The following is a 25,689-nucleotide window of genomic DNA, read 5'->3' on the forward strand; positions in this document are numbered from 1 at the left end:
TTTAACAAAAATGTAGCAATAAACAAGATAGCTTTATTGACTAAAAACAAATAATCCAAAATTGTTCAATACCTTTACCATTCGTTTTAAAAACCATGAAAATGCCACTGAATTATAAAAATATTCCTTTCTGCTATTGTTGTTGCTATTTTTAAAATAAGCTTGTTAAAAATAGTTTTTATAAACGAATACTTATCAAATTTAGTCAATACTCGGATTATTACAAATCAAACACAACACACCCAATAGCATGAAATCTCAAACAATACTAGATTTAATAGGCAATACACCTTTAGTTGAATCTGCCCATTTGATACAAAATGACAAGGTAAAACTTTTACTGAAACTCGAAGGAAATAATCCAGGCGGAAGCATAAAGGATCGTGCGGCATACAACATGATCAAATCAGCATTAGAAAGAGGAGAAATCAAAAAAGGAGACAAGTTAATTGAGGCAACCAGCGGCAATACCGGAATTGCTTTGGCGATGATTGCCCAATTATTCAATATCGAAATCGAATTGATACTCCCGGAAGATTCCACTATAGAACGTACGCTTACTATGCGTGCTTATGGAGCTACGGTCATTCTAACGCCTGCTGACACCGGAATAATTGGTTCCAGAGATTATGCTGATAAAAAGGTAGCCGAAGGCGGATACATAATGCTCAATCAGTTTGCTAATGATGACAACTGGAAAGCACATTACAAAACCACAGGTCCGGAAATATGGAATGATACGGAAGGAACGGTAACCCATTTCATATCAGCAATGGGAACTACAGGGACAATTATAGGAACGTCAACGTATTTGAAAGAGCGGAATCCAGAAATTCAAATTATTGGTGCGCAACCCAGCGACGGTTCGCAGATTCCGGGAATCAGAAAATGGCCTCAAGAATATTTACCTAGAATTTTTGATGCTTCAAAAGTAGATACCATCATTGAAATTTCGGAACAGGAAGCACGTGCTATGACCAAACGTTTGGCACTTGAAGAAGGCATTTTTGCAGGAATGAGTAGTGGCGGTTCCGTGGCTGCAGCACTAAAAATAGCAAATACAATAGAGTCCGGTGTGATTGTCGCTATCATTTGCGACCGAGGCGATCGGTATTTGTCTTCCGATTTATTTGATTAAATACCAATACACTATAAAATCAACCTTCCTTTTCTCTATCTTTCGGATAAGAATGGAAGGTTGTTGCGTTTTACTGCACTACCACTTATTTACTGTTTTCAAAATTTCTAATCCGGTTACAAATGAAAAACATCCAATTTATTTACAGCATCTTATTTTTATCAATCGTTATGAGAGAAACAATACAGGCGCAGGACTGGCCAAATTTAAGCAAATACCAAGAGCAGAATGTTGCGCTGAAACCACCAGCAGCTGGACAACAACGAATTGTCTTTATGGGTGATTCCATAACCGAATTCTGGAGTGCAACCAATTCTGAATACTTTTCAGGAAAACCATATATAAATAGGGGTATTAGCGGTCAAACAACCCCGCAAATGCTCATCCGTTTCAGAGCTGATGTTATTGCTTTACAGCCAGCCGCAGTACTCATTTTAGCAGGAATCAATGATATTGCCGGAAATACAGGCCCCACAACATTAGATAGGATTGAAAACAATATTATTTCGATGGTTGAATTGGCACAAGCAAACCAGATCAAAATTATTTTGTGTTCCGTATTACCCGCTTTTGATTTTCCTTGGAAACCCAATCAAAATCCGGCTGAAAAGGTTATGGAGCTTAATCAATTACTAAAGAAATATGCTGATGCGAATGGAATTATCTACCTGGATTATTTTTCAGCTATGGTCGATGAGAGCAACGGATTAAAAGCTGCCTATTCCGGTGATGGAGTACATCCTAATAAATTGGGCTATCAGGTAATGGCGCCTCTGGCTGAAAAAGCGATTGCGCAAGTTCTAGCAATGAAACACTAAAGCACAATTTTGTGCCTAAAATCTTTTCCTTTTCCCTAACTTTGAGAAAACTAAAAAAAATTAGATGAAATCAACCTCAATTCTCTGTTTGTTCCTACTATTATTCATTACTCATGCCAATTACGCACAAACCACCGTCGATGATCCCGAAATAAAAAAAATGGTGGCTGAGGTACAATCGGAAAATGTGGAAGCTACGGTCCGAAAACTAGTGTCTTTTGGAACCAGACATACCCTAAGCGACACAAAAAGTAACACTCGCGGTATTGGCGCAGCGCAACGCTGGGTTAAATCGGAATTTGATAAATATGCTTTGGCTTCTGGCGGCAGACTAACTTCGGTTATTGACTTTTTCACCATCAAAGCAGATGGAAGACGTATTGCCACCGACAGCCAATTGGGTAATGTCATGGCAACCTTAAAAGGAACTGATCCTACGGACGATCGTGTATTAATTATAAGCGGCCATTTAGATTCTCGTGCTTCGGATGTCATGGATGCTAAAATTGATGCGCCAGGTGCTAATGACGACGCTTCCGGAGTAGCCGCCATGATGGAACTGGCCCGTATAATGAGCCAAAGAGAATTCCCTTTTACACTGATTTTTGTGGCTGTAGTTGGTGAAGAACAAGGATTATACGGAGCTAAGCATTTAGCGGATGTTGCCAAAGAGGGAAAATGGAATGTTATTGCCATGATCAACAATGATATGATTGGAAACAGTTTATCCAGCGGTACTTTATTACGAGACAATACTAAAGTGCGCGTTTTCAGTGAAACAATTCCATTCTTAGAGACAGAAGCCGAGTCAAAAATGCGTAAATCGACCAATCGTGATAATGACAGTCCATCCAGACAACTAGCGCGATACATCAAAACGGTTACCAATCAATATGTGGAGCAACTGGATATTAATTTAGTGTATCGCAACGACCGTTTCTTACGTGGTGGGGATCATACTCCTTTCAGTCAAAATGGATTTACAGCTGTTCGTTTTTGTGAAATGAACGAAAACTACGACCACCAACATCAAGATGTTCGAAAAGAAAACAACATCCAGTACGGCGATCTTGCAGAATTTATGGACTTTGAATACATGAAGAAAGTAACCTGTTCTAACTTGGCTACGTTCAGTAATTTGGCTTGGTCTCCAAAAGCACCAACAAACGTAGGAATTGAAGTAAAGGATTTGACTAATTTTTCTACTTTAGTTTGGACCGCACCTGAAGGGAAATCGGTTTATGGATACAACATTCTTATTAGAGAAACGGCATCCCAACATTGGGAAAAAACAATTTTTGTACAAGATACTAAAGCTGAAATCCCATATTCTAAAGACAATTTTTTCTTTGCTGTTCAAGCAGTTGATGCATTAGGACATTCCAGTTTACCGGTTTTCCCTTTGCCAATTCGTTAAAACACTAGAAGGTTTTAAACAATTAAAGTAATTTTTTATAGACACGTTTTTATTAATGAATCTTACTTGATGGTTCAACACAACAATAAATAAAAAAGCGTTTGCTTATGCAAACGTTTTTTTTTTATGTTTCCCATTTATAAATTAAGTATAAATGGTAAATATCAATGATCCGAAAATAATTAAATCAACTCTTTAAAATATTGCAGTAAAATACTGTCGTTTTTCAAGGTTGGTGTGAAAATTTCCAAAATACTTGGTTTTTCATTTTGAGCATACAAAGCAGTCAAACTTATTGCTAAACTCGCCTCATCACTGGCAATACAGTATTCAAAACCATACATTTTAGCCAAATGTTCCGCAGTTAAACAATGTGAAGTTTCAAAGAAGGTATTAAAAACCGGTGTTTCTTTGTGTCCGGGTAAAATCCTAAATATTCCTCCTCCACCGTTATTAATCAATATAATCTTGAAATTTTTTGGAATGTAATTGTTCCATAATGCATTGCTGTCATACAAAAACCCTATATCACCTGTTATAAAAACCGTTTGTTTTTCATTGGCAACAGCCGCACCAATAGCCGTAGAAGTACTGCCATCGATTCCGCTGGTACCGCGATTGCAATATACTTCAATTGAAGGATCAACAGCTACTAATTGCGCATACCGAATTGCTGAACTATTACTGATTTGCAATTGACTGTTCGTTGGTAAACACTGCATCACTTTTTCGAAAACTTTAAAATCTGAAAAAGGAATTTTGTTTAAATAAATATCACTTTTTAGCTTTCGCAGCACTTTAACTGCGTCTAATTGCTGAAAATAATTACTTTCTGTTGCTTTTGTAAGTGGCAAGAAAGTATCAAAAAAAACATTTGGGTCTGCTTCAAAATGTTTGGTCAAAGCGCCAAACGTGTCGTAAGCTCTTAAAGAATCAATATGCCAATGGTGTTTTGGTTTGTGTTTTCTTAAAAAAGCCTTGATTCGTTTTGAAACGACCATTCCTCCAAAAGTGACTAAAATTTCCGGACTAAAATTTTCAAAATCGGCATTCGTAAAAGGCGTTATTATCGTGTCTATAGTATTGATGAAAGTATCGTGATGCAGGTTAGAAGTCGTTTCGGTCAAAACTACAATCGAAGCGTCTTTGGCGAAAGCCTCAATTATTTTTGTATTGATAGCATTTGGGGTATTCACACCAACCAAAATCATTTTTTTAGTGGAGTTGTTCCAAATTGTTGCAAATTCCGAAACGTCTTCTATGGAAATCGTCTGAGTCACTTTTGCGGAAGCGATACTATTCACTTCGATTGAAAGTTCCGAAACGGTTTCATACAATGGTTCTTCAAAAGGCGCATTGATGTGAACGGGGCCTTTTTGAGTGATGGCCGCATTGATCGCCGCATTGATTTTTAAATCATTTGCCACCGAAACATTCTCAAGTAAATTAGCATTGTATAGCGAATGGTTTTCGAATACATTTTCTTGCCGAATCGTTTGGCCGTCACCAATATCAATCTTGCTTTGGGGCCTGTCTGCCGAAATCACAATCATAGGAATCTGGCTGTAATATGCTTCCGCAAAAGCCGGATAATAATTCAATAAAGCCGAACCGGAAGTACACACTAAAGCCGCTGGTTGCTTGGTTTGTTGTGCTATTCCCAATGCAAAAAAAGCAGCCGAACGCTCGTCAGCAATACTGTAACATTGAAAAGCGGGATTGTTTACAAAACCAATTGTGAGCGGGGCATTACGAGAACCTGGAGAAATAATTATGGTAGTAATTCCTTTGGCCAAACAGATTTCAATAATGCTTTGTGCCAAAGGTATTTTAGGGTAAATCATTGTTTTAGTTTGAAAAAAACAAAGATACAAAGATGTGAAGGTTTTTCTCTAATCTTAAATAGTTTTCTTAAATTTGAAGCAAAATATATTCTTTATGGAAATCAAAATAAGACCGGCAGTTTTTACCGATTTAGATACAATATTGGAGATCATCAATCACCAAATACTGCACAGTACTTCGATTTATGATTATGAGCCCCGTGATTTTGAAACCCATAAATTGTGGTTTGAAGACAAAATAACTAATGACTTACCTGTTATTGTTGCTGAAACTGAAAATGGAACAATTGGGTACGCTACTTACGGAACTTTTCGTCATAAAATAGGATATCGTTTTACGGTAGAACATTCTGTTTATGTTGCGGAGGAGTTTTTAGGAAAAGGCGTTGGGAAATTATTACTGGCTGAACTAATTCAATTGGCAAAAAAACAAAAATACCATACAATGATTGGCGTTATTGACGCCGAAAATAAGGGCAGTATCGCTTTTCATAAAAAATATGGGTTTGAAACCGTTGGCGTTATTAAAGAATCCGGCTATAAATTTGATCGTTGGTTGAGTTCCGTTTTTATGCAATTGATTTTAGAATAATTGAATTTGTACCAGCATATAATAGTTTATTTATTAAACATGTTAGGCTTTAAAAAATTTATACCTTTAAGACTTGCCACTTTATAGTATATTTGCACAACTAAAAATTTCATGGACTACACCTTACTCTCCTCGCCTTTACAGGGATTTACTGACTTTCGTTTTAGAAATGCCCAAAACAAACTTTTTGGAGGAATTGATACATTTTACTCGCCTTATATTCGATTGCACGGAAAGATGGTAATAAAACCTTCGTATGAACGAGACCTGCTTCCTGAAAATAATCTTGATTTAGAAGTTATTCCGCAAGTGATAACAAACGATGCCGATGAATTTTTATTTGTGGCCAAGTACGTTCAAGAATTGGGATATAAAGAATTAAACTGGAATTTAGGCTGCCCGTATCCTATGGTTACTAAGTCTGGTATGGGTTCCGGCTTGATCAGCAATCCCGATAAAATAAATACTATCCTTCACAGAGCGCATACTGAATCGGATATTATTGTCTCTATGAAAATGCGTTTGGGGTATGAAAACAGTGAAGAAATACTGGATGTTTTACCTATTTTAGATACCTATCCAATCAAGAACATAGCGATTCATGCGCGTATTGGCAAGCAATTGTACAAAGGTGGCGTAAATCTAGATGCATTCCAGCATTGTGTTGACAACACCAAGCATAAATTATATTACAATGGCGACATAACCTCCGTGGCTAAATTTCATGAAATGCAGCAACGCTTCCCAACCATTGACCATTGGATGATTGGCCGAGGATTAATATCAGATCCTTTTTTACCAAGTATGATAAAAAACAATACTTCAGAATATCCTGCAAACAAAATGGAATTATTCAGTGCGTTTCACGATACTTTGTATGCTATTTATAGCGAATCCCTTTCTGGATCAACCCATATTTTACTAAAAATGTACCATTTATGGGAATACTTTTCAGCTACGTTTTCAAATCCGCACAAAGTTTTAAAGAAAATAAAAAAAGCACAGAGTATTCGGAATTACGAAGCAGCTGTAGCCGAAATTTTCAAAAATGAAAAATTCTAAGGAAAAAAATAAACGATTAAGAAATTAAGAAAAACTAAGCTCTGATTCTTAATGTAACTTAATTTCTTGATAGTTAAATTTAATCGAAGCTACATTAATACTATAAACAGCAAAAAAAAGAGATTTTCATTTGACTGAAAATCTCTTTTGATTATTTACATAATAATTAGCAAATTAGTTACATAAAATTATGTTTTAATCCAATTCAATACTTCCGGATCCGTTACTAATGTTCGTGGAGCGATCACTTTTTCTAATTCACCTTTTTCATTGATTAGGTATTTTTGAAAATTCCATTCTACAGTGGAATCTTGTAATCCGTTTTTAGATTTTTGAGTCAAAAACTGATAAATAGCAGCCATATCCTCTCCTTTTACAGAAACTTTGTCCATCATAGGAAACGTAACACCGTAATTCATTTGACAAAAAGTAGCAATTTCATCATTGGTTCCTGGCTCTTGTGACGCAAAATTATTAGCAGGAAAACCTACAATCACTAATCCTTTGTCTTTGTATTCTTTATATGTAGCTTCAAGATCTTTGTATTGAGGTGTCAGTCCACATTTTGACGCCGTATTCACAATCATGATTTTTTTTCCTTTCAAAGAAGCAAAATCAAAACTGTTTCCTGATAAATCTTCTACTTTAAACTGATAAATGGTTTCTTTTGCAATTGGAGCTGTGTTCATATTTATTTCAGATTTTTTAGGTTGTGCCTGATTTTGGCAACTAAATAACAGTAAAGCGCAAGTAGCTATAAATACACTATTTTTCATAATTGAAATTTTTTATAAAATTAGATAAATATTTGTTTTGTCAAAGTAATTTTTTGTTAAACAACAGTTAAAAAAATAAGGAGCCTAACATCATGAAAATGCTAGACTCCCAAACAAATAAACAACAAATCTTACTGTGGTATTTAAAAAGTATACGTTATTTTTCCTTTCATGAAGAAAGGCGTTCCTGGAGTTAAATGAATTTCTTCGACACTTTGTGGTTCATTTTGTAATCTGGATTCAGTGGCAAACTGGGTTTCGTTCCATTCAGTATCAAAAATATTTTCTACTGAAATTCCAAAATTCATATTCTTATATTGATAGTTAACATTCAAATCGGATATAAAATAGCCTTTGGCAACAATCGAATTATCTTCATTTGCCGGGCGATTTTTTAGATACCGATACCGAATTCCTCCCGAAAAACCATTCACTTTTTGGAAACTTAATCCGCCAGTTGTGGTAAAATCCGGTGCTAACGGAATGTAATCCTGCCCTTTGGGCTCATCAATACTTCTGGCATAAGTATAATTAGCATCCGTATCAAAATACAACCAATCGTTCAATTGATACCGCAATCCTAGTTCAGCACCCATGCGTCTTGATTGTCCGCTTGGTTCAACAATTCCAGCATCTCCCACATAAACAAATTCTTGTTCTAAGTACAAATGCCAAAAAGTGGCATTGACAATCAATTTTGGAAATGGTTTAAAAATGGTCCCTATATCCGTTCCTATTGCAGTTGGTAGTATTTGTTTCCCATTGTTTTGAACCACCACACGGGCATCATTCGAATGGAAACCCATTCCTGATTTTATAAAAAACTGCAAATTGTTATTTTGTGAATAAATAAAATTCAGTTTTGGAGAAAACTTTACTTTCGATTCGGATGCTGTTTTATAATTTTCCATCAATTTATCCTGATAATTGAATTTGAAATAATCCAATCGAATGGCCGGATTAATTATCAGTTTTCCAAAAGTAAACTCAGAGTTCAAATACGTAAACAAATTAGACTCATCAATATCTCCTAATTGTATATTTTCAAGAACGGTTCTTCTATTCGACGTATGCGAAAGTTCCGTATCAGTTGTGGCATCCGTACGGAAACCAGCTCCAAATTGGAACAAAACATCGGTATCATTCCATTTCGTTTTCTTGTTCAACTCAGCATTCATTCCATAAATATCCCTGTTTTCCTTCTGTTTAATCTGGTCCCCATTGATGGGGTCATTTAGGAAAAAAGTAAAGTTAGAATACAATTCAAAATCATATTTTGAATAAAAAGCATTTGCTTTCAGAAATGTATTTTCATCAATAGGTTTACTCAAACTGGCATTGAAGTTCGTTCGGGATGTATTTCCACCTTCAGTATCGTCAACAGAGCCAAATCTTGAAATCGTTCCATCATCAATCAGCCGTTGCGGAATTTGGCCTGAAGCATCCCATTTGCTGGAAAAGCGAGAAGCCAAGATTGAAAACTTGCTGTTATCTTTCAAAATAGCCGAATATTTACCTAATATATTGATTCGGTTAAAATTTTGGGGAGATTCAAACGGACCGTCTGTCAGGATATACTCTGTGGCAATATAAGCACTTTGTGTTTTTTGATTCCCTAAAAGGTTAAAAAGCCCAACTGTTCTTAGGGTATTGAATTGTCCGACTTCGATACCAATACTGCTTTTTTCGATTTTGTCTTTAGTTTGGAAAGCAACGTATCCCGCCGTAGCAAAATCCCCTTTGTTGGCATAATACGTTCCTTTTCCAAAATCTATTTTTTCTACTGTTTCCGGAATTACAAAATGCAAATCGGCATAGCCTTGACCGTGAGCGTGAGACACCATATTAACCGGCATTCCGTCTACTGAAATGGCAATATCTGTGCCGTGATCAATATCAAAACCTCTTAAAAATATTTGCTCTGCTTTTCCCCCACCAGCATGTTGTCCGATAAATAATCCCGGAACTTTTCGAAGAATTTCCTGCGACGAGTTTACAGGAGTGGTTTCTAAATCTATTTTTGAAATGACATTCATCGCCGAAAGTTTTGGTTGGATAACAATTTCATTCAATCTAAAAATATCGTCTTCCATCACAATTACCTCCTCGGAAAAATTCAGGATGAAATTTGTTTTTTTATACCCTAAAGCAGTTATTTTGATTACATCTCCCAAAATCGTTTTATCCAAACTAAACAATCCAAATTCATTAGTGTGGGCATGACTTTCAGAATTTGTATTGACTAAATAGGCATTTTCAATTGGATTTCCATCACGATCCAAAATTTTCCCTTTTTGGATTTGGGCGTAAGAGGACAGCCCAAAAAGGGAAATCAATACTAAAACAATATTTTTCATAATGAATTATAATTGGTTTACCTTTTTCTCAAAGTTAGGCCCCAATTCATACAAACTAGACAGTAATTCGTCCTTAATAGGTTTGGTTTTGAGTGGTAAATTATTCGATTTATAAATCATCGCTAAATGGTATTGAATCTTTGGCTCAAAGGATTTCCCTGCTACATGAAGCTGAGCAATTTCTAAAGCCTTTTTATTATCGCCTACATTTAAGTACGCCCAGGCCAATAAATCATAAGAATCAGCAGTGGGCCTGTGTGCTACTTCAATCTTAGCAATTTCTATTGCTTTTTGCGCCGTATTTTTGTCCTCAGCATAAATCAAAGCATTGTATTTGTTGTACATTGCACCATAATTATTTTTCTCCATCATCGAAAAATAAGCGTTTCTATTTTTTATTTCTTCACTTTTATTTCCATCAAATTGAGCAATTTGAGATTTTAATAAATAAAAATCTGGAGTGTTGTGTGTGGTGGCAATAGCATCAATAATTCGATTCGCCTCTTCAGTGTTTCTTTCTTTCGAAAAAACAATCCAGGCAATTCCTTTTAGAGCATAGGAATAATTAGGATCTAGTGCTACTGTTTTTAAGAAACTGTCATACGAATCCTGAATTCTGCCAGCATGACCATAAAAATCACCTAAGTTCGAATAGGACCAAATTTTAAGCACCTTATTATCTTCTTTCTCAGCAATATCTCTGGCTTTTTCCATAAAAGTAATAGCTGTTTCAAGATCGCCTTTGTGATCGTTCCATTTTGCCAAGCGAATCAAATAATCAAAACTATTCATATCCCTAATCGCATTCAAATTTTTGACTGCTTCCGGATAATTCCCAAGTTCCATTTGAACGTCGAAAAGTAATTTTTGAGTTTCTTTTTTTCCTTCACCTATAGCTAATGCTTTATTAGCTAATACCAACGCTTCTTTAAAACGATGCTGAGAGATATAATTTCTTGCTAAAGATCGAACCGTTGACACTCTGGAATAATCGTAGGCTTCGTTCGATTGTATTAATAATTCTTCCGTTTTATATAGGTTTTTAATATCGCCTGTATATTCAAAAAGGGTACTGTAATTAGCCGCTATCTGACTTAAATAACTAATTTGATTGGGTGCTGCATCGAATTTTTTTTGCCAAAAATCAATTTCATTCTGAGCAAAAGTCACTGATTTATTATCTTTTAAACCCAGATATTTCGTGTAATCATCTGCATTTGTAATTTGTTCTGATTTAGTCTCGCAACCGAATATTAATAGGATTGTGAAAACCAAAAATGGAATTATTTTTAAAGTTTTCATACTCTAATTATTTTGTTTGTTTGTTTGTTTGTTTGTTTTAAAAATAAAAAAACAGAGCGAAGATTATTAAATAAAGCGCTCTGTTTTTTTAAGAAAATACTACCAAGCAGAAGCTAGGTATGGGAAAGTTGTGCTAAATGTTTTATCATTTGAATTCACATTATCTTTAGTAAGCCCTGGATTTGAAGTACCCGCTGATCCACCAAAAACCAATAATAATTCCACATCGATTACATCATCAGCCAAAGCTCTTCCTGTCAAAATATTAGTCCCATCAAAGAAAGTTGTTTTTGCTGTTTTAGAAACTCCTAATACATCCGTAGCTAAAAGACCGGTAAACTGAGCAGCCGTTTGTCCTAATGCATTAGTGGTATACCCTGGATTCAAGGCCATTAATCTAGATTGAAAAACAGATTGATATTTAGCACCCATTGCTGAAGGAATGGTACCGTTAAATTCATCTTTAGGAGATCCTGAAGCAATAAATACAGTGTTTATTGCCGGTCTAGCCATTTGATCTTGCTGTACAAAAGTACCTGTGAAATTAATACTTGGTTCAGAAACAGAATCTGAATCGTTATTATCACAATTTACCGAAACAACTGCAGTTATTAATGCGATTGTTATAATTTTGAATTTATTTGTTTTACTCATGACGTTTGTATTTAGTTATTTTAAAAATCGTAGATTCCGATTTCATACTTTAAAATTAAAATAGTTATTGTTTTTTCTTGGTTTCTGCCCAAACATTTACTGTTCCTGAAGTACCTAGCATTGCTTTAGGAACTTCTACAACTACTGAAAGCACATTAGTCCCTGCAAAAGTATCTGTTCCAGGATTCTTGAATCCAGTTGCTGTACCAGCAAGAATAGCTTTAAATTGACCTAAGTCAAAAAAGAAGGGATCGTCTCTTGGTCCTGCAAAAAATTTCATTCCATTATTCTCTGCCGTTAATGCAGCAGCTCCATAAGAAGATATGGTAACACTTCCTGAGGCAGCAGCCGTTTTAATCGTGCTTGAAGTTCCTGGAGTACCTGGAGCTACCGGACCAAAGAAATACATCTTGTCATCTCTTTTGATAGCTTGGATCACTAAATCCTCAACATTGTCACCATTGTTGTCAATATTAATTTCGATCATTGTGTTTTCATCGAATTTTGCAGCACCAGTTGCATTTGGACTTAACAAGCCTTGTGTATTTACAGCAAAAACTAAATTATTAGTGTCTTGCCCTTGAAAAGCGTACACGTCAGTAATATCATTTGCACCACCCGATGCTGTAGCAGGAGCATCAATGTGATCCGCAGCTACTAAAATTAAGCCTGAAACCGCCACTAGCGAAAGACCTAAAATCATTTTTGATTTTTTCATTTTATTATAAATTTAAAAGGTTATACAAGCATTTACGGGATTGTACTTGATTTGGTTTTTTTTAACCCTAAAAAAAAATAGACTTTTATTTAAGTTACTTACAATCAATATTTTAAATACTTAAATAAAATTCAATTATTTTAAAAATTATTTTTTTTGGTATTACTAATCATAAAAAAGGTCAATTGTAAAGTAAGATTGTATAAATTTGTAAGAGATAAATAAAAAATAGTATGAGCCAAGAAGAATTGTTAGTCTTAATTTACAAGAAAGATGAAAGGGCATTTACACATCTATATGATATGTATTCGAAAAGCTTATTTTCCGTGATCAATGTTCTCGTAAAAAACAGAGAAGAAGCTGAAGATGTACTTCAGGATGTATTTGTCAAAATCTGGAAAAACATTGATTCCTATCACGAAAGTAAAGGTCGGTTCTACACATGGATTCTAAATATTGCCAGAAATACCTCTATTGATAAATTACGTTCTAAAAATTTTAATAACAGTCAAAAAAACCTTTCTTCAGATAATTTCGTAAATCATTTTGAAGACAGCAACAAACTGTCTGACAAAGTGGATACAATAGGGTTGCAGGAATTTGTAAAAAGACTGAAACCAAAATGTATTCAAATAATAGATTTACTTTTTTTTAAAGGTTACACCCAGCAGGAAGCTTCGGATGAGTTGGCAATACCTTTAGGAACTGTAAAAACACAAAATAGAAATTGTATTAATGATCTACGAAATTATTTGAAAGTATAATGGAAACAAAAGAATATATTGAATCAGGAATTCTGGAGCTTTACGTTTACGGTTTACTGAGTGAACCCGAAAACGAAGAAGTTACCACTATGGCGAAAAACAGTCCGGAAATAAATGCAGAAATTATTGCTATTGAGAAAGCGATTATTGCTATATCATCCAGCTTTTCACCCTTTCATTCTGTAGCTAATTTCGAAAAAATAAAAGAAAAGCTAGAACTTAAACATGCTCAAGTCATACCATTACAACCTACTAACAATAGAGCTCAGTACATTGGTTGGGCTGCAGCTATACTATTATTAGTTGGTATTGGGTACCAATACAATCAACTGGATCAGACCAATACACAAGTTGCTACTACAGCAATTGAGAAAGCTAAATTAGAAAAAGAATTTAATGTCTTAAAATTAAAAAATACAACAATTGAAACGAGTTTAGCCGTAGTAAGGGATACTAAAAATACAGTAGTAGCTCTTGGAGGGCAAACTGTAGCTCCGGAATCCTTTGCAAAAGTATACTGGAATCAAGACACCAAAGTGGTTTATATTGATGCTGCAGGCTTGCCAGAACCGCCAGAAGGAATGGTATATCAGGTTTGGGCGTTAAAATTAAGTCCGCTGACTCCTACCAGCATTGGATTATTAGAAGATTTTGATGTAAATGAACAAAAATTATTTGCAGTAAATAATGCTAATGAAGCGGAAGCCTTTGGAATTACATTAGAACCCGCAGGCGGAAGTTTGACTCCTACAATGGAACAATTATACACCTTAGGAAAAGTATAACTAATTCCTTTTTTGGATCAATATAAATAGGCTATCTCAAAAGGACAGCCTATTTATATATTCAAATTAACAGAATAAGCATTCTATTTTTACGATTTTCTGGTTTTTAATCCATACTATGTAATTTCAAAAACCTGTTTTTAAAGCCTTTCATCAAAAGCAAATAAAGCTTTAGCCTTCTTCAAGACAAGACTTAGTGCCGCTAGGCCATCTATTTCACGAAGTAATTGAAGTGAGTATACATCAAATTATCCTCAAAGCACAACCAAATACGAAAAACAAGAAGTTATTCCGGGAGAAAGAAATTCCTATTCCATCGCTGCTTTTTACTTTTTATCAAATTCACCTCCTTGAGAGTGAAATAGATCTTTGGAAATCATAGGTTTTCCCAATTCGAAATACAAACAATAGTGACTGGTTTATTTTTAATTTGAGACAACCCTTTTTTTATATCATTTATTCTCCCTAAATTTAGTCTTTAAAACACCTTATCATGGCAAATCTTTATGATGGAAAAATGGCCTCAATTTTTGACGCCATGTACCAAACCTTTATTGATTATGATGCAGAATATCAATTCTATACCAATTTAATTAAGGAACACGAGTGCAAAACAGTTTTGGAAATTGGCAGTGGAACAGGCAATCTAGCCAAACGGTTTTTACAAAATTACATCGATTATATTGGTTTGGATTACAGCCAAAGTATGATTGCAATTGCCAAAAAAAGAAATGAAAATGGGATTTTTATTCTGGGAGACATGAGGGATTTTAAACTACAAAAACCTGTTGATTCCATATTAATTACGGGACGCTCTACCAGTTATTTGATAACAAATCAAGATCTAAATAATACGTTCTGTTCTATTTATAAAAACCTGAGTAAAGAGGGAATTCTCATTTTTGACTTTATAGATGCTAATAGATTTATCCCTTTTATTAAAGAAAATCCTGTGACACTTCACGAAGCTACCTACCAAGGAATAGACTACTATCGCAACAGCAAGTGGATAACAACTGCCTTAGAAAATTTTATGCTGGATTGGACAGCTCGTTATTACACCATGAAAAATGATAAAAAAGAAATAATTGCCGATGATTTTTCTACCGTTCGTGTTTTTACCTTAAACGAAATACAACTATTTTTATATTTAAATGACTTTGAAATCATTCAAACCATCGATAGAAAAACCTACGCTTACGATACGTATGTTATTGTTGCACGAAAAAAATAGAAAAAAAATCCCGAGCATCAGACTCAGGATTTATATCAATACAAAATTATTTGCTATTCGTTGTGTAAAAACGCTTGTCTGTTCAGTAAAGTCTCTTCGCTTTCTACATGATTGTCATCCGGAATACAGCAATCTACCGGGCATACGGCCGCACATTGTGGCTCATCGTGAAATCCTTTACACTCCGTACATTTTCCGGGTACAATATAATACACTTCGTCAGAAATTGGAGTTTGAGCTTCATCGGAATCTACTTCGGACCCATCAGGCAAAATCACTTTCCCTTTCAGTTTTGTTCCGTCTTTGTATCTCCAATCGTCTGCTCCTTCATATATTGCGGTATTTGGACACTCGGGCTCACAAGCACCACAATTGATACATTCGTCTGTTATAATAATTGCCATCTTTTTATTGTTTTAAAGTCAAAATATCGAAGGTAAAATATCAAATGTTCTTTTGACATTAGGACTTTTGACTTTCGACATAATTATGCTTATTTTTGTGCAAAATTACAATCAAAACTATTCATAAGCAAACATTATGACATTAGAAACAAAAAAAAGTGTTTTTGTTGAATTAGGGAAATTTTTAAGTCAGTTTTCCGAAAACAACACGTTAAAAAATCCGACTGTTTTGCACAACGAAGCGTTTTTTGATGCTTTTGTTGACTTGATACAATTATCGCAATCGCATAATGGCTGGTACACCCCAGAAAACGTCTATTTCTCGATACATTCTTGGGCAGAAGCTCTGACAGAAAAGAACTTAAACCAATGGCTTTCCAGTTATACTATTCCAATACAAGAATCTAAAAACATCGCCTTAATTCTTGCCGGAAATATTCCGTTGGTGGGTTTTCACGATTTTCTATCGGTTCTAATTACAGGAAATAATGTGTTGGTTAAAACATCGTCAAATGACCAGCATTTATTACCTTTTTTAGCTAAATACATCATTGCAGTACAACCAGGATTAGCTAAGAATATTACCTTTGTAGATGGAAAATTAGAGAATTTTGATGCCGTTATTGCCACAGGAAGCAACAACACAGCCCGTTATTTTGAATATTATTTTAAAGACAAACCGTCTATTATTAGAAAAAGCAGAAATTCAGTAGCGGTTTTAACCGGAAATGAAACCCAAGAACAACTTACTGCTTTAGGCGAAGATATTTTTCGCTATTTCGGATTGGGTTGCCGCAATGTTTCTAAACTTTTTGTGCCAAAAGGATATTCGTTTGTTCCGTTTTTTGAAGCCATATTTGTGTACCAAGACGTCATTCATTACGAAAAATATGCTAACAATTACGATTACAATAAGGCGGTTTTTCTGATGAGTAATTTCAAATTACTGGACAATGGATTTCTGACTTTAAAAGAAGATCAAAGTCATGCCTCGCCAATTTCAAGTGTCTTTTATGAGTTTTATGACGACATTAATGAATTAAAAACAAAATTAAAATTAGAAAGTGAGCAAATACAATGTGTTGTAGCGGATAGAACGATTGATGACAATGTGGCTTTTGGACAAACTCAAAATCCCCAATTATGGAATTATGCAGATAATACCGATACTATTTCGTTTTTGTTAACAATATAGCTGAAAAAAGTACAATTATTCCGAATTAATTAACGTTTTTTAAACTCCTATTGTCGAAATTTGCACTTTAATTTTTTGGACATAAACTACACCATGAAAAAACACAACTACAGCGCAGGACCTTGTATTTTACCGCAAGAAGTTTTTGAAAAATCAGCACAAGCTATTTTAAATTTTAATGATTCCGGATTATCCCTTTTAGAAATATCACACAGAAGCAAGGATTTTGTTGCCGTTATGGACGAAGCGAGAACACTGGTTATTGAACTTTTAGGACTTGAAGGCAAAGGCTACAGCGCCTTATTTCTGGCAGGCGGAGCGAGTCTAGAATTTATTATGGCTCCCTATAACTTGATGAAAGAGGGCGGAAAAGCGGCGTATCTTGATTCCGGAACCTGGGCAGCTGGTGCTATAAAAGAAGCTAAGCTTTTTGGTGACACAGTAGTTGTTGCTTCCTCAAAAGACGAAAATTACAATCATATTCCAAAAGGATACGCAGTACCAGCAGATGCTGATTATTTTCACTGCACGAGTAACAACACTATTTTTGGTACACAAATGAAGGAATTCCCGGCATTGGACATGCCAATTGTATGTGACATGAGCTCTGATATATTTTCACGACAATTAGACTTTTCTAAATTTGATTTGATTTATGCCGGAGCCCAAAAAAATATGGGACCAGCAGGAACTACCCTGATTGTTGTAAAAGAAGAAATCTTGGGTAAAAGTGGTAGAATAATCCCAAGCATGTTGGATTACACTAAACATATCAAAGCAGAAAGTATGTACAATACACCCCCTGTTTTTCCGGTTTATGCTTCCTTGTTGACCTTACAATGGTTGAAAAATCTTGGTGGTATTGCCGCTATTGAAAAAATAAACAATGCAAAAGCAGCGTTGATTTACGGAGAAATTGACAGAAACCCATTATTCAAAGGCGCTGCAGCTGTTAAAGATCGTTCGAACATGAATGCTACTTTCTTATTAAATGATGAAGCATATGCTGCCACATTTGATGCAATGTGGAAAGCAGCGGGAATTTCAGGTTTGCCCGGACACCGTTCAGTAGGTGGTTACAGAGCTTCTATGTACAATGCACTCCCGTTAGAAAGTGTTCAAGTATTAGTGGATGTAATGCAGGCTTTGGAAAAAGGAATTTAAAAATTAAAATATTGAATGATTTAAAGATTTGAAAAATCAATTTTTAATCAATCACTACATTAAACAACATAGATTGAATCTTTAAATTTTTCAATCTTTAAATATAAAATACAAATGAAAGTATTAGCCAATGACGGAATTTCTAAAAGTGGAATTCTAGCTTTAGAAAAAGGTGGATTTGAAGTGATAACAACAAAAGTAGCACAGGAACAAGTGGCTAATTTTGTAAACGAAAATAATGTAAGTGTGGTCTTGGTACGAAGTGCAACTAAAGTTCGGAAAGATATCATTGACGCTTGCCCAGGGCTGAAAATCATAGGTCGTGGTGGTGTAGGTATGGATAATATTGATGTGGATTATGCTAAAAGCAAAGGGATTCACGTGATTAATACTCCAGCTTCATCCTCAGAATCAGTGGCTGAATTGGTTTTTGCACATTTATTTTCCGGCGTTCGTTTCTTGCATGATTCGAACAGAAATATGCCGCTTGAAGGAGATACCAACTTTGATGGTTTGAAGAAAGCTTATGCGAACGGAATTGAACTAAGAGGAAAAACACTGGGAATTGTTGGAATTGGCCGTATTGGTCAGGCTACCGCTAAAATGGCGTTAGGACTAGGAATGAAAGTGATTGCTGCCGATAGTTTTATCCCGCAAGTAGATGTTAAAGTCGAATTTTTTGACGGACAATCCATCACGACCACAATCGTTTCTCAATCATTAGAATCTTTATTCAAAGAAGCTGATTTCATTACGTTACACGTTCCTGCACAAGATGGTTACATCATTGGAGAGGCAGCACTTGCTATTATGAAAGAGGGTGTAGGAATTGTAAACTGTGCCCGTGGCGGTGTTATTGACGAAGTTGCATTAGTAAAAGCATTAGACAGCGGAAAAGTATTATTTGCAGGATTAGACGTTTTTGAAAATGAACCAACTCCTGAAATGGCTATTTTGATGCATCATAAAATCTCGTTGACTCCACATATTGGAGCGGCAACAGGAGAAGCACAAGATAGAATTGGGACTGAATTAGCTTCCCAAATTATTAGCATATTAGGTTAGTATTTTCAAATTAAATATTTAATGAGAGGCTGTTTGATACAAACAGCCTCTTTTTTTGTTTAAAATCCTACCAATCAATGATTTGTTTTTCGTAACTTTATAATTCAATTTTTTATCATGAAAAAAAGTTACTGCATCATTATCGTCATTTTTTGTGTGATTTTGGGATGCACATCTTCTAAAACTGCATTTCCAAGTACCGAGAAATCTGTTGCCGCTCAAGGCGACACAGTTCGTATTGCAAATGAGGAACTGGAATACGAGGTGATAATTATTGATCCTGGTTTTAGCCTTTGGCTTAACTCAAGGGCTTTTCCAAGAAATTATCATTCCCAACCTTTTTTGGAAAGCAAAAACCAACTTTATGTGATGGAATGGAACAGTCGGGTGTTGCAACCGCAACGCTATGATCCCAATTTGTATGAATTGACAATCAATTATGACCATAACATTGATTATGGGTATGAAGTAAATTATTTGATCTACAATTATATGATTTATTTTCAAAACACGCATAAACAAAAATTCTTTGGTTTTGTCCCCATCAGATAATGTCACTATCTTTGTATTGATTATAAATAAAAATGAACAAACTGAAACAGCGTTGGGGGATTGAAACTAATTTCCAACTTACCCTTATATTTATTGTTTTTGCAATAACCGGATCCGCATCGGCATGGTTGTCCGAACCTTTTTGTTTTTGGCTGGGAATTACTTCCGAAGAATTAGGGCATTGGTTTACTCCTGTTCGGTTAGTTCTAATTTTCCCCATCTATCAAGTATTATTAGTGTTAATAGGCTTTTTGTTCGGACAGTTCAAATTCTTTTGGACTTTCGAAAAAAAGATGCTTAAACGCATGGGATTAGAATTTATTTTTAAGAAATAACTAAAAACGCCTCGAATTACGAGGCGTTTTTGTTTTTAATTACATACTTGTAAATCCAAGTTAAGGTAAAGGTGGGAATAAAATCCGAAAACGGTAAAATTTCTTCCAGAAAAGTAATCACTCCTCCTACCCGTCCAATTGTTCCTTTATACATCCATGTCATCAAAAAACCGGCTAGAGGAGCCCAAATTACATCTGAAAACTCCCCTATAAAAGGAACAACGAACGAAAGCATACCGATGGCATCAAACAGAATTCCTAAAAAGAGATTTCTGGTCTTACTGCTTTCTGCGCTAACGGACACCTGTTCTGTCATAAAATTTTGATTTTATTTTGGAATGCGTACAAATCTCTAGTGCCAATTATTTTTTGAGTTTATCCTGATATATTTTTTTTAATTTATCAATTTTGGGTGTGATCACATAACTGCAATATCCTTGTGTTTTGTTCTGATTGTAGTAGTTTTGATGGTAATCCTCCGCTACATAAAACTTCGTTGCTGATGAAATTTTAGTAACAATTGGTTTTCCAAATGTGTTCTCAGTAGTCATCAAAGCCATATAATCCTCGGATAACTGTTTCTGGAAAGGATTGTGGTAAAAAATTTCACTTCGGTATTGCGTCCCAATATCATTCCCCTGACGGTTCAAAGTTGTAGGATCATGTGTGGCAAAGAATATTTCCAATAGCTCTCCAAAACTTATTTTATTAGGATCAAACGTAATTTCAATCGCTTCGGCATGACCAGTGTCACCAGTACCTATTTGCTGATATGTAGGATTTACTGTGTTTCCGCCTATATATCCTGAAACTACCTTGCTCACGCCGTCTAGTTGTAAAAAAACTGCTTCGGTACACCAGAAACAACCTCCCGCAAAGGTTGCCACTTCCATTTTGTTTTGTATTTCCATATTTTTTGTTTCTATACTTTTAGGCAAAGTACTATTTTTTTCTTTTGCACAAAATGAAAAAGGCAATAGTGCTAAAAAAATCCCAATTATTTTATTCATAACCTATGATTTAAGATCAAATTTATTCATTAAATCGTTGTGAATATCCACTCTTAACTAAAGTTTATAGTTTGTCAAAGGAAAATAAACGGTGTTCCAATTCATAATCATGAAAATCTTTGTTTCTTTGTAAAAATAGATTATAATGATACAAGCCAAAAATTTACATAAATATTACGATCAACTCCATGTGTTGAAAGGAGTTGATTTACATATTCAAAAAGGAGAGATTGTCTCTATCGTTGGTGCTTCAGGAGCCGGAAAAACAACACTTTTACAAATCCTTGGTACTTTAGACAAGCCAAGCCTTGAAAACGGAATTGAATTACGCATCAACAATGAGGACATTCTGACGATGAATGACAAAAACTTATCCAAATTCAGAAACTTAAATTTAGGTTTTATATTCCAATTTCACCAATTGTTACCAGAATTTAGCGCATTAGAAAATGTGTGCATTCCTGCTTTCATTGCTAATAAGCCCAAAGTTGAAACGGAAATTGAAGCTAAAAAACTACTGACTTATCTTGGTCTTTCCCATAGAATGAATCACAAACCCAACGAGCTTTCCGGCGGGGAACAGCAACGTGTGGCGGTGGCCAGAGCGCTTATTAATAAACCTGCTATCATTTTTGCTGATGAGCCTTCCGGGAATCTAGACACGGCTTCTGCTGAAAACCTACATCAATTATTTTTCAAACTGCGTGATGAACTGGGACAAACGTTTGTAATTGTGACACACAACGAGGAATTAGCCAATATGGCCGACAGAAAACTAATAATGGTAGACGGTTTGATTAGTAATTAGGAGCTATTTCCAGCTATACACTCTATCTTTTTATTTTTAAAGAAAAAATAAAAAGGATGCCGTTTCTATCTGGGCTATACCTTGAAAGAACTAGCTGTACTTCCTAAAACAAATTAGTATCCAAAGTCATCCTCTATAATGAATCCATCAGAACTTAAAGATTTCCTCGACGAAAAAGTCCTACAATACAACACACTCGATTTCATAGAAAGTGATCCGGTACAAATCCCGCATTTGTTTTCACAAAAAGAAGACATTGAAATTGCCGGTTTTCTCAGCGCTACCATTGCTTGGGGAAACCGTAAGATGATTATCAAAAATTCACATCGCATGATGGATTTAATGGGAAATGCACCGTATGATTTTGTCATGTCACATACAGAAAATGATTTGGAACAATTGGAATTGTTTGTACACCGCACTTTCAACGGACAGGATTTTGCTAGTTTCATCAGAAGTTTGCAGCACGTTTATGCCAATCATGGTGGTTTAGAAGTGGTTTTCAGCAAACATCAGGAAACTCATTCGATGCAAAAAAGCATCCATGAATTCAAGAAAATATTTTTTGAAATTCCGCACCCGTACAGGACCCAAAAGCACATCTCCGATCCGCTGAACAATTCAGCAGCAAAGAGAATTAACATATTGAAAAAGGCAATTAAGGTAGTCCTTAATTAATATGAATCGGTTATTATTTCCTTTGTCCGCTGCAGTGGATATGAGCTTTACAAATTATAATTTCATGTTAAGTTTCGAATATTTTCTCTTTACATCTTGTTAATGAAACAAATAAAATTATTGAAGAACTTTATATTTTAGAAAATAATTTCTTGAAGGGAAAAGGAACATTAGAACCAACTACAATAGACCAGAGTCTAATTTTATAAAACATTTGATTTTTCAAAATTTGACTTCTCCGATGTGGAGGGACAGGAATTACTATATTAAAATTATTGTTAATTTGATCTTTATATTTTTTTTAAAGTAACAATCTGTAATATAATGGGATAAGGTGAGACGAAAATTCGTCTGATCTCTTTGAAAAAGATTGAATAAAAATTAAGGATTGATTAATTACCAGCGTAAAACAATCGTAAACAATTATTTTCTATTTTACAGTTTCCAATTAAGGATTAGTTTATAAGAAATTTAATTTTTGATAAAAATATATCTTAATGGTGGTGAATCTATATCGAGACTAATTGTTTTCTATATTATTTTCATACATATCAAGAGCTTCATTTAATTCATCTGTTGAATATTCATTTGATATTTTTTCCAATTCTGATATTTCATTGAAGTAGTCGAATTGTTCAATTTTAACATTTTACGTTTTATTATTTCAAATCTTTATTCTAATTCTTCTTTAATTTTTTTATCCCTTTTAACTTCGGTTTTAAGTGGTGTTTCTTCAGTCACTATTTTATTAATTGTAACTGGAACAACTTCCTTACTCGTTGTGATTTCTTCTGTAGCCATTATTGGTGTAACTATGTTAGCATCGAGAAGTTTTGCGACTTTTAATGAATCAATTGTTGTTTTTACCATTGCTGGCATGATTTCATCACTATTTGTTATTGCAGTTTCAATTATTATTCCTTTAGAAGTTGATGAGGTGGTATCTATCTTATAATTCGCTAAAATATATTCGTCACATAATTTTTGAATAAAATCCCAATCTAAATTAATAGTGCGATTTGATTTAAACCCTAATCGATTATTATATTTTTTTAATTCGGAAGTTATGTAACCATATTCCTTATTTCTTGAATAGCATCTTTGACAGCTGATTCTGCCAGAGATATATGCTATCCACCATTTCTTTCGCTTTAGCCAAATGTCATATTATTTATTTATAAAGTTACTATTTTTCAAACCCAAACTGGGGGAAATTAATTTATTTTATAAATGTAATACAGGGACAAGATAGTTATTATTGATGAATTAGAGGAACTCAAAACTATCTTTTAATGTAATTACATATAGTATAACCCTTTCAAAGGACCTATAAAGACCTATTGTATCTGAACGTTTTATCACCCCGTCATTTTACATTGTGGATTTAATTGTTTTAATGATTTTATTGTATTCTAATCGCCATGTCAGTGCTGGCGGGAATTTATGGCCAAATGAAACCTTTTTTCTGGATGTTTGTATCAGTGGTACAAACAGTAGTTTTTCTATATTTCCTACCTATTTCCAAATTTTAACCTCTAACCGTGTCATTTTGGAACGGATATATTTTATTACCTCAAATTATTTTTTAAAAAAAAGTCCCGAAAAGCTACACTTTTTCAGATAGTTCGCTATTTATATAATAGATGCTTGCCCTTGTATACATCTTGTATCTAATCAATAATAGAAAAAAGAATGAAGTTTGAGAATTTAAAGGAGTTTATTAAAAACACCAAGTGCAGTAAAAGTAAAATTTATAGATTTTACAAGAAAGATGAAGATTTATTTGCAGAGACAAAACTTAAAAATGGAAAGAGAGTTTTTCCTTGTGATCACGCTAAATATTTCAACAGTGAGGTAATGTTCAGCGAGAATAAAATATTAAAAAAAGAAAATCACCAGATGAAAAATTTACTTGATTGTTTAGTAGATCGGAATAGTATGCCTAGTGTGTTATACGGAATGGAATGGTCATTATTTATAACGGTAGCGTATAGGGCCGAGAGAAATAAAAAAAGCTGTTTTAAACAAATGCATGGGTTGTTTGAGGCGTTAATTTTGAAATATAGTGGTCATTCAAGTTTCCGTATGTTCTTTGTGACTGAAGCATTTACAAATCGAGTTGGGTATCATAATCATTTCGTGTTGCATGTAGAAAACAAAAAGATACTTGAAGAGATTACCAAGGATATCACAACTTATTTTCGCTATGATAGAGTTGATGTCGAGCCTTACAATAGATATGAAGCTGGATTATTCTACATTTCAAAGGGAGGTCTTAAAAACGAAGATTGGGATTTTTTGAAATAACTTAAACGGATCGACGATTATTGATAAGTTTAGAACGGTTACGAGGGATACCAGGTATTATTAGACTAACTCTTTTTTACCTAGAAGTAATTTCTTTGAATACGGAAAGAAAATATTTCATTATTAACGAGATATTAATCAGATGTTTACTTTGAATTCTGGAGGATTTTGCCTATATTTAGGTTCATTTATACTAAATCTGAATTATGGGAAATATTTCGAATCATAATTTTAATGGGGTCCCGATTGACGGGAGCATGCGATCACAAACCCAATATAATTTATTTGCGGGGTACTTAGCCGAAGGTTTTCGCGCTAGCGCTGCGAGAAGTTTACCTGGAGATATCAGTATCTTCGGTTTCTTTTTCGCTATAATTAATTTGTTGGCATGTATTGCAGCTGGGGCGTTGTTGTTAATCGGTATGCTCTTAGTTTGGCTGTTTAGATTAATTTTTAAAGCAAAACCACCAGTTGAAGAAATTTACGAAGATCCATCTGAAGAAACAGTATCGAATAAATATAGCCCAGAAATGATTGATTGGTTATTGAGTGACGAATATGCTGAATTATGTGAATCCCGAAGAAATAATAAATAAAGCTTTTTTCACATACCAGTCTGTATAGCGGGGGCTCCTGGACTTGCTAACTTTACCTGCATAAAAAGTTAAGAATAAAACCTTAATTTTAACATATGAAACAAGTGCGTAAAA

26 protein-coding genes and 1 pseudogene are annotated in these 25,689 nt (G+C 34.5%); 17 read left to right on the top strand and 10 right to left on the bottom strand.

The features are described 5' to 3' along the window. The first annotated feature begins 250 nt into the window (after window positions 1-250). The 3 genes from cysM (at window position 251) to EKM03_RS13250 (ending at window position 3,373) form a co-directional block, all read left to right on the top strand. On the top strand, window positions 251-1,138 hold the full coding sequence (cysM, locus tag EKM03_RS13240) for a cysteine synthase CysM (RefSeq protein ID WP_126740570.1): 888 nt from the start codon (window positions 251-253) through the stop codon (window positions 1,136-1,138). A gap of 122 nt (window positions 1,139-1,260) precedes the next feature. Further along, entirely contained in the window at window positions 1,261-1,956 is a 696-nt protein-coding gene (locus EKM03_RS13245) for an SGNH/GDSL hydrolase family protein (RefSeq protein ID WP_199741566.1), read from the top strand. Between the two features lie 64 nt (window positions 1,957-2,020). Further along, the gene (locus EKM03_RS13250; RefSeq protein ID WP_126562009.1) at window positions 2,021-3,373 is read left to right on the top strand and encodes a M28 family metallopeptidase; all 1,353 of its coding nucleotides are present in this window, start codon (window positions 2,021-2,023) and stop codon (window positions 3,371-3,373) included. 182 nt (window positions 3,374-3,555) lie between these two features. On the opposite strand, the gene menD is transcribed toward EKM03_RS13250, so the two are convergent. Continuing rightward, window positions 3,556-5,217, bottom strand: coding sequence for a 2-succinyl-5-enolpyruvyl-6-hydroxy-3-cyclohexene-1-carboxylic-acid synthase (gene menD / locus EKM03_RS13255; RefSeq protein WP_126562008.1), 1,662 nt, complete (start codon window positions 5,215-5,217; stop codon window positions 3,556-3,558). Window positions 5,218-5,311: 94 nt separating this feature from the next. On the opposite strand from menD, the gene EKM03_RS13260 reads away from it, so the two are divergent. Both EKM03_RS13260 and EKM03_RS13265 read left to right on the top strand, forming a co-directional pair. Beyond that, on the top strand, window positions 5,312-5,809 hold the full coding sequence (locus tag EKM03_RS13260; protein ID WP_126562007.1) for a GNAT family N-acetyltransferase: 498 nt from the start codon (window positions 5,312-5,314) through the stop codon (window positions 5,807-5,809). A 111-nt stretch (window positions 5,810-5,920) separates the two neighbouring features. Then, the gene (locus EKM03_RS13265; protein ID WP_126454522.1) at window positions 5,921-6,871 is read left to right on the top strand and encodes a tRNA-dihydrouridine synthase; all 951 of its coding nucleotides are present in this window, start codon (window positions 5,921-5,923) and stop codon (window positions 6,869-6,871) included. Window positions 6,872-7,059: 188 nt separating this feature from the next. Here EKM03_RS13265 and EKM03_RS13270 read toward each other — a convergent pair whose 3' ends face one another. From EKM03_RS13270 to EKM03_RS13290, 5 genes are all read right to left on the bottom strand, one after another. Next, the gene (locus EKM03_RS13270; RefSeq protein ID WP_126740571.1) at window positions 7,060-7,647 is read right to left on the bottom strand and encodes a glutathione peroxidase; all 588 of its coding nucleotides are present in this window, start codon (window positions 7,645-7,647) and stop codon (window positions 7,060-7,062) included. A 143-nt stretch (window positions 7,648-7,790) separates the two neighbouring features. After that, complete coding sequence (locus EKM03_RS13275) at window positions 7,791-10,004, bottom strand: TonB-dependent receptor (protein ID WP_126740572.1); 2,214 nt, start codon at window positions 10,002-10,004, stop codon at window positions 7,791-7,793. Window positions 10,005-10,010: 6 nt separating this feature from the next. Continuing rightward, entirely contained in the window at window positions 10,011-11,306 is a 1,296-nt protein-coding gene (locus EKM03_RS13280; RefSeq protein ID WP_126740573.1) for a lipopolysaccharide assembly protein LapB, read from the bottom strand. Between the two features lie 99 nt (window positions 11,307-11,405). Next, entirely contained in the window at window positions 11,406-11,960 is a 555-nt protein-coding gene (locus tag EKM03_RS13285) for a DUF4331 family protein (RefSeq protein WP_126562002.1), read from the bottom strand. Window positions 11,961-12,024: 64 nt separating this feature from the next. Beyond that, window positions 12,025-12,678 (bottom strand): DUF4331 family protein, encoded by a 654-nt coding sequence (locus EKM03_RS13290; RefSeq protein ID WP_126462256.1) that lies wholly within the window; start codon window positions 12,676-12,678, stop codon window positions 12,025-12,027. Window positions 12,679-12,911: 233 nt separating this feature from the next. Here EKM03_RS13290 and EKM03_RS13295 point away from each other — a divergent pair, with 233 nt between their 5' ends. The 3 genes from EKM03_RS13295 (at window position 12,912) to EKM03_RS13305 (ending at window position 15,461) form a co-directional block, all read left to right on the top strand. Further along, window positions 12,912-13,442, top strand: coding sequence for an RNA polymerase sigma factor (locus EKM03_RS13295; RefSeq protein ID WP_126462259.1), 531 nt, complete (start codon window positions 12,912-12,914; stop codon window positions 13,440-13,442). Continuing rightward, complete coding sequence (locus EKM03_RS13300; protein WP_126462262.1) at window positions 13,442-14,227, top strand: anti-sigma factor domain-containing protein; 786 nt, start codon at window positions 13,442-13,444, stop codon at window positions 14,225-14,227. The genes EKM03_RS13295 and EKM03_RS13300 overlap by 1 nt, the downstream gene beginning before the upstream one ends. 493 nt (window positions 14,228-14,720) lie before the next feature. Continuing rightward, window positions 14,721-15,461, top strand: coding sequence for a class I SAM-dependent methyltransferase (locus EKM03_RS13305; protein WP_126740574.1), 741 nt, complete (start codon window positions 14,721-14,723; stop codon window positions 15,459-15,461). A 53-nt stretch (window positions 15,462-15,514) separates the two neighbouring features. Here EKM03_RS13305 and EKM03_RS13310 read toward each other — a convergent pair whose 3' ends face one another. Continuing rightward, complete coding sequence (locus tag EKM03_RS13310) at window positions 15,515-15,865, bottom strand: 4Fe-4S dicluster domain-containing protein (protein WP_126454541.1); 351 nt, start codon at window positions 15,863-15,865, stop codon at window positions 15,515-15,517. Between the two features lie 136 nt (window positions 15,866-16,001). Here EKM03_RS13310 and EKM03_RS13315 point away from each other — a divergent pair, with 136 nt between their 5' ends. The 5 genes from EKM03_RS13315 (at window position 16,002) to EKM03_RS13335 (ending at window position 20,176) form a co-directional block, all read left to right on the top strand. Further along, the gene (locus EKM03_RS13315) at window positions 16,002-17,060 is read left to right on the top strand and encodes an acyl-CoA reductase (RefSeq protein WP_126554248.1); all 1,059 of its coding nucleotides are present in this window, start codon (window positions 16,002-16,004) and stop codon (window positions 17,058-17,060) included. A gap of 93 nt (window positions 17,061-17,153) precedes the next feature. Next, window positions 17,154-18,224 carry a 3-phosphoserine/phosphohydroxythreonine transaminase gene (gene serC, locus EKM03_RS13320; RefSeq protein WP_126740575.1) on the top strand — a complete coding sequence of 357 codons (1,071 nt, stop codon included), beginning with the start codon at window positions 17,154-17,156 and terminating at the stop codon, window positions 18,222-18,224. Window positions 18,225-18,338: 114 nt separating this feature from the next. Continuing rightward, window positions 18,339-19,289, top strand: a complete 951-nt coding sequence (locus EKM03_RS13325; protein WP_126554246.1) for a D-2-hydroxyacid dehydrogenase — start codon at window positions 18,339-18,341, stop codon at window positions 19,287-19,289. A 117-nt stretch (window positions 19,290-19,406) separates the two neighbouring features. Then, window positions 19,407-19,841, top strand: a complete 435-nt coding sequence (locus tag EKM03_RS13330; RefSeq protein WP_126561999.1) for a DUF6146 family protein — start codon at window positions 19,407-19,409, stop codon at window positions 19,839-19,841. Window positions 19,842-19,873: 32 nt separating this feature from the next. Beyond that, window positions 19,874-20,176 (top strand): DUF6787 family protein, encoded by a 303-nt coding sequence (locus tag EKM03_RS13335; protein WP_126462279.1) that lies wholly within the window; start codon window positions 19,874-19,876, stop codon window positions 20,174-20,176. A gap of 16 nt (window positions 20,177-20,192) precedes the next feature. Here the strand turns inward: EKM03_RS13335 and EKM03_RS13340 are convergent, their stop codons facing one another. Then, window positions 20,193-20,492, bottom strand: a complete 300-nt coding sequence (locus EKM03_RS13340; protein WP_126462282.1) for a hypothetical protein — start codon at window positions 20,490-20,492, stop codon at window positions 20,193-20,195. A gap of 46 nt (window positions 20,493-20,538) precedes the next feature. Continuing rightward, window positions 20,539-21,186: a peptide-methionine (S)-S-oxide reductase MsrA gene (msrA, locus tag EKM03_RS13345; RefSeq protein WP_126462285.1), complete on the bottom strand. Its 648-nt coding sequence runs from the start codon at window positions 21,184-21,186 to the stop codon at window positions 20,539-20,541. Between the two features lie 145 nt (window positions 21,187-21,331). On the opposite strand from msrA, the gene EKM03_RS13350 reads away from it, so the two are divergent. Both EKM03_RS13350 and EKM03_RS13355 read left to right on the top strand, forming a co-directional pair. Continuing rightward, complete coding sequence (locus EKM03_RS13350; protein ID WP_126454557.1) at window positions 21,332-21,994, top strand: ABC transporter ATP-binding protein; 663 nt, start codon at window positions 21,332-21,334, stop codon at window positions 21,992-21,994. A 138-nt stretch (window positions 21,995-22,132) separates the two neighbouring features. Beyond that, window positions 22,133-22,639, top strand: a pseudogene (locus tag EKM03_RS13355) (DUF2400 domain-containing protein); the annotation flags it as partial. Window positions 22,640-23,344: 705 nt separating this feature from the next. Here the strand turns inward: EKM03_RS13355 and EKM03_RS13360 are convergent. Then, window positions 23,345-23,551 (bottom strand): hypothetical protein, encoded by a 207-nt coding sequence (locus EKM03_RS13360; RefSeq protein ID WP_126740576.1) that lies wholly within the window; start codon window positions 23,549-23,551, stop codon window positions 23,345-23,347. Window positions 23,552-24,364: 813 nt separating this feature from the next. Here EKM03_RS13360 and EKM03_RS13365 point away from each other — a divergent pair. Together EKM03_RS13365 and EKM03_RS13370 are read left to right on the top strand one after the other, a co-directional pair. Next, complete coding sequence (locus tag EKM03_RS13365; RefSeq protein ID WP_126740577.1) at window positions 24,365-24,979, top strand: hypothetical protein; 615 nt, start codon at window positions 24,365-24,367, stop codon at window positions 24,977-24,979. 206 nt (window positions 24,980-25,185) lie between these two features. After that, the gene (locus tag EKM03_RS13370; protein ID WP_126740578.1) at window positions 25,186-25,575 is read left to right on the top strand and encodes a hypothetical protein; all 390 of its coding nucleotides are present in this window, start codon (window positions 25,186-25,188) and stop codon (window positions 25,573-25,575) included. The last annotated feature ends 114 nt before the right edge of the window (window positions 25,576-25,689 follow it).

The organism is Flavobacterium sp. GSP6 (assembly GCF_003984855.1).
Taxonomy (GTDB): Bacteria; Bacteroidota; Bacteroidia; order Flavobacteriales; family Flavobacteriaceae; genus Flavobacterium.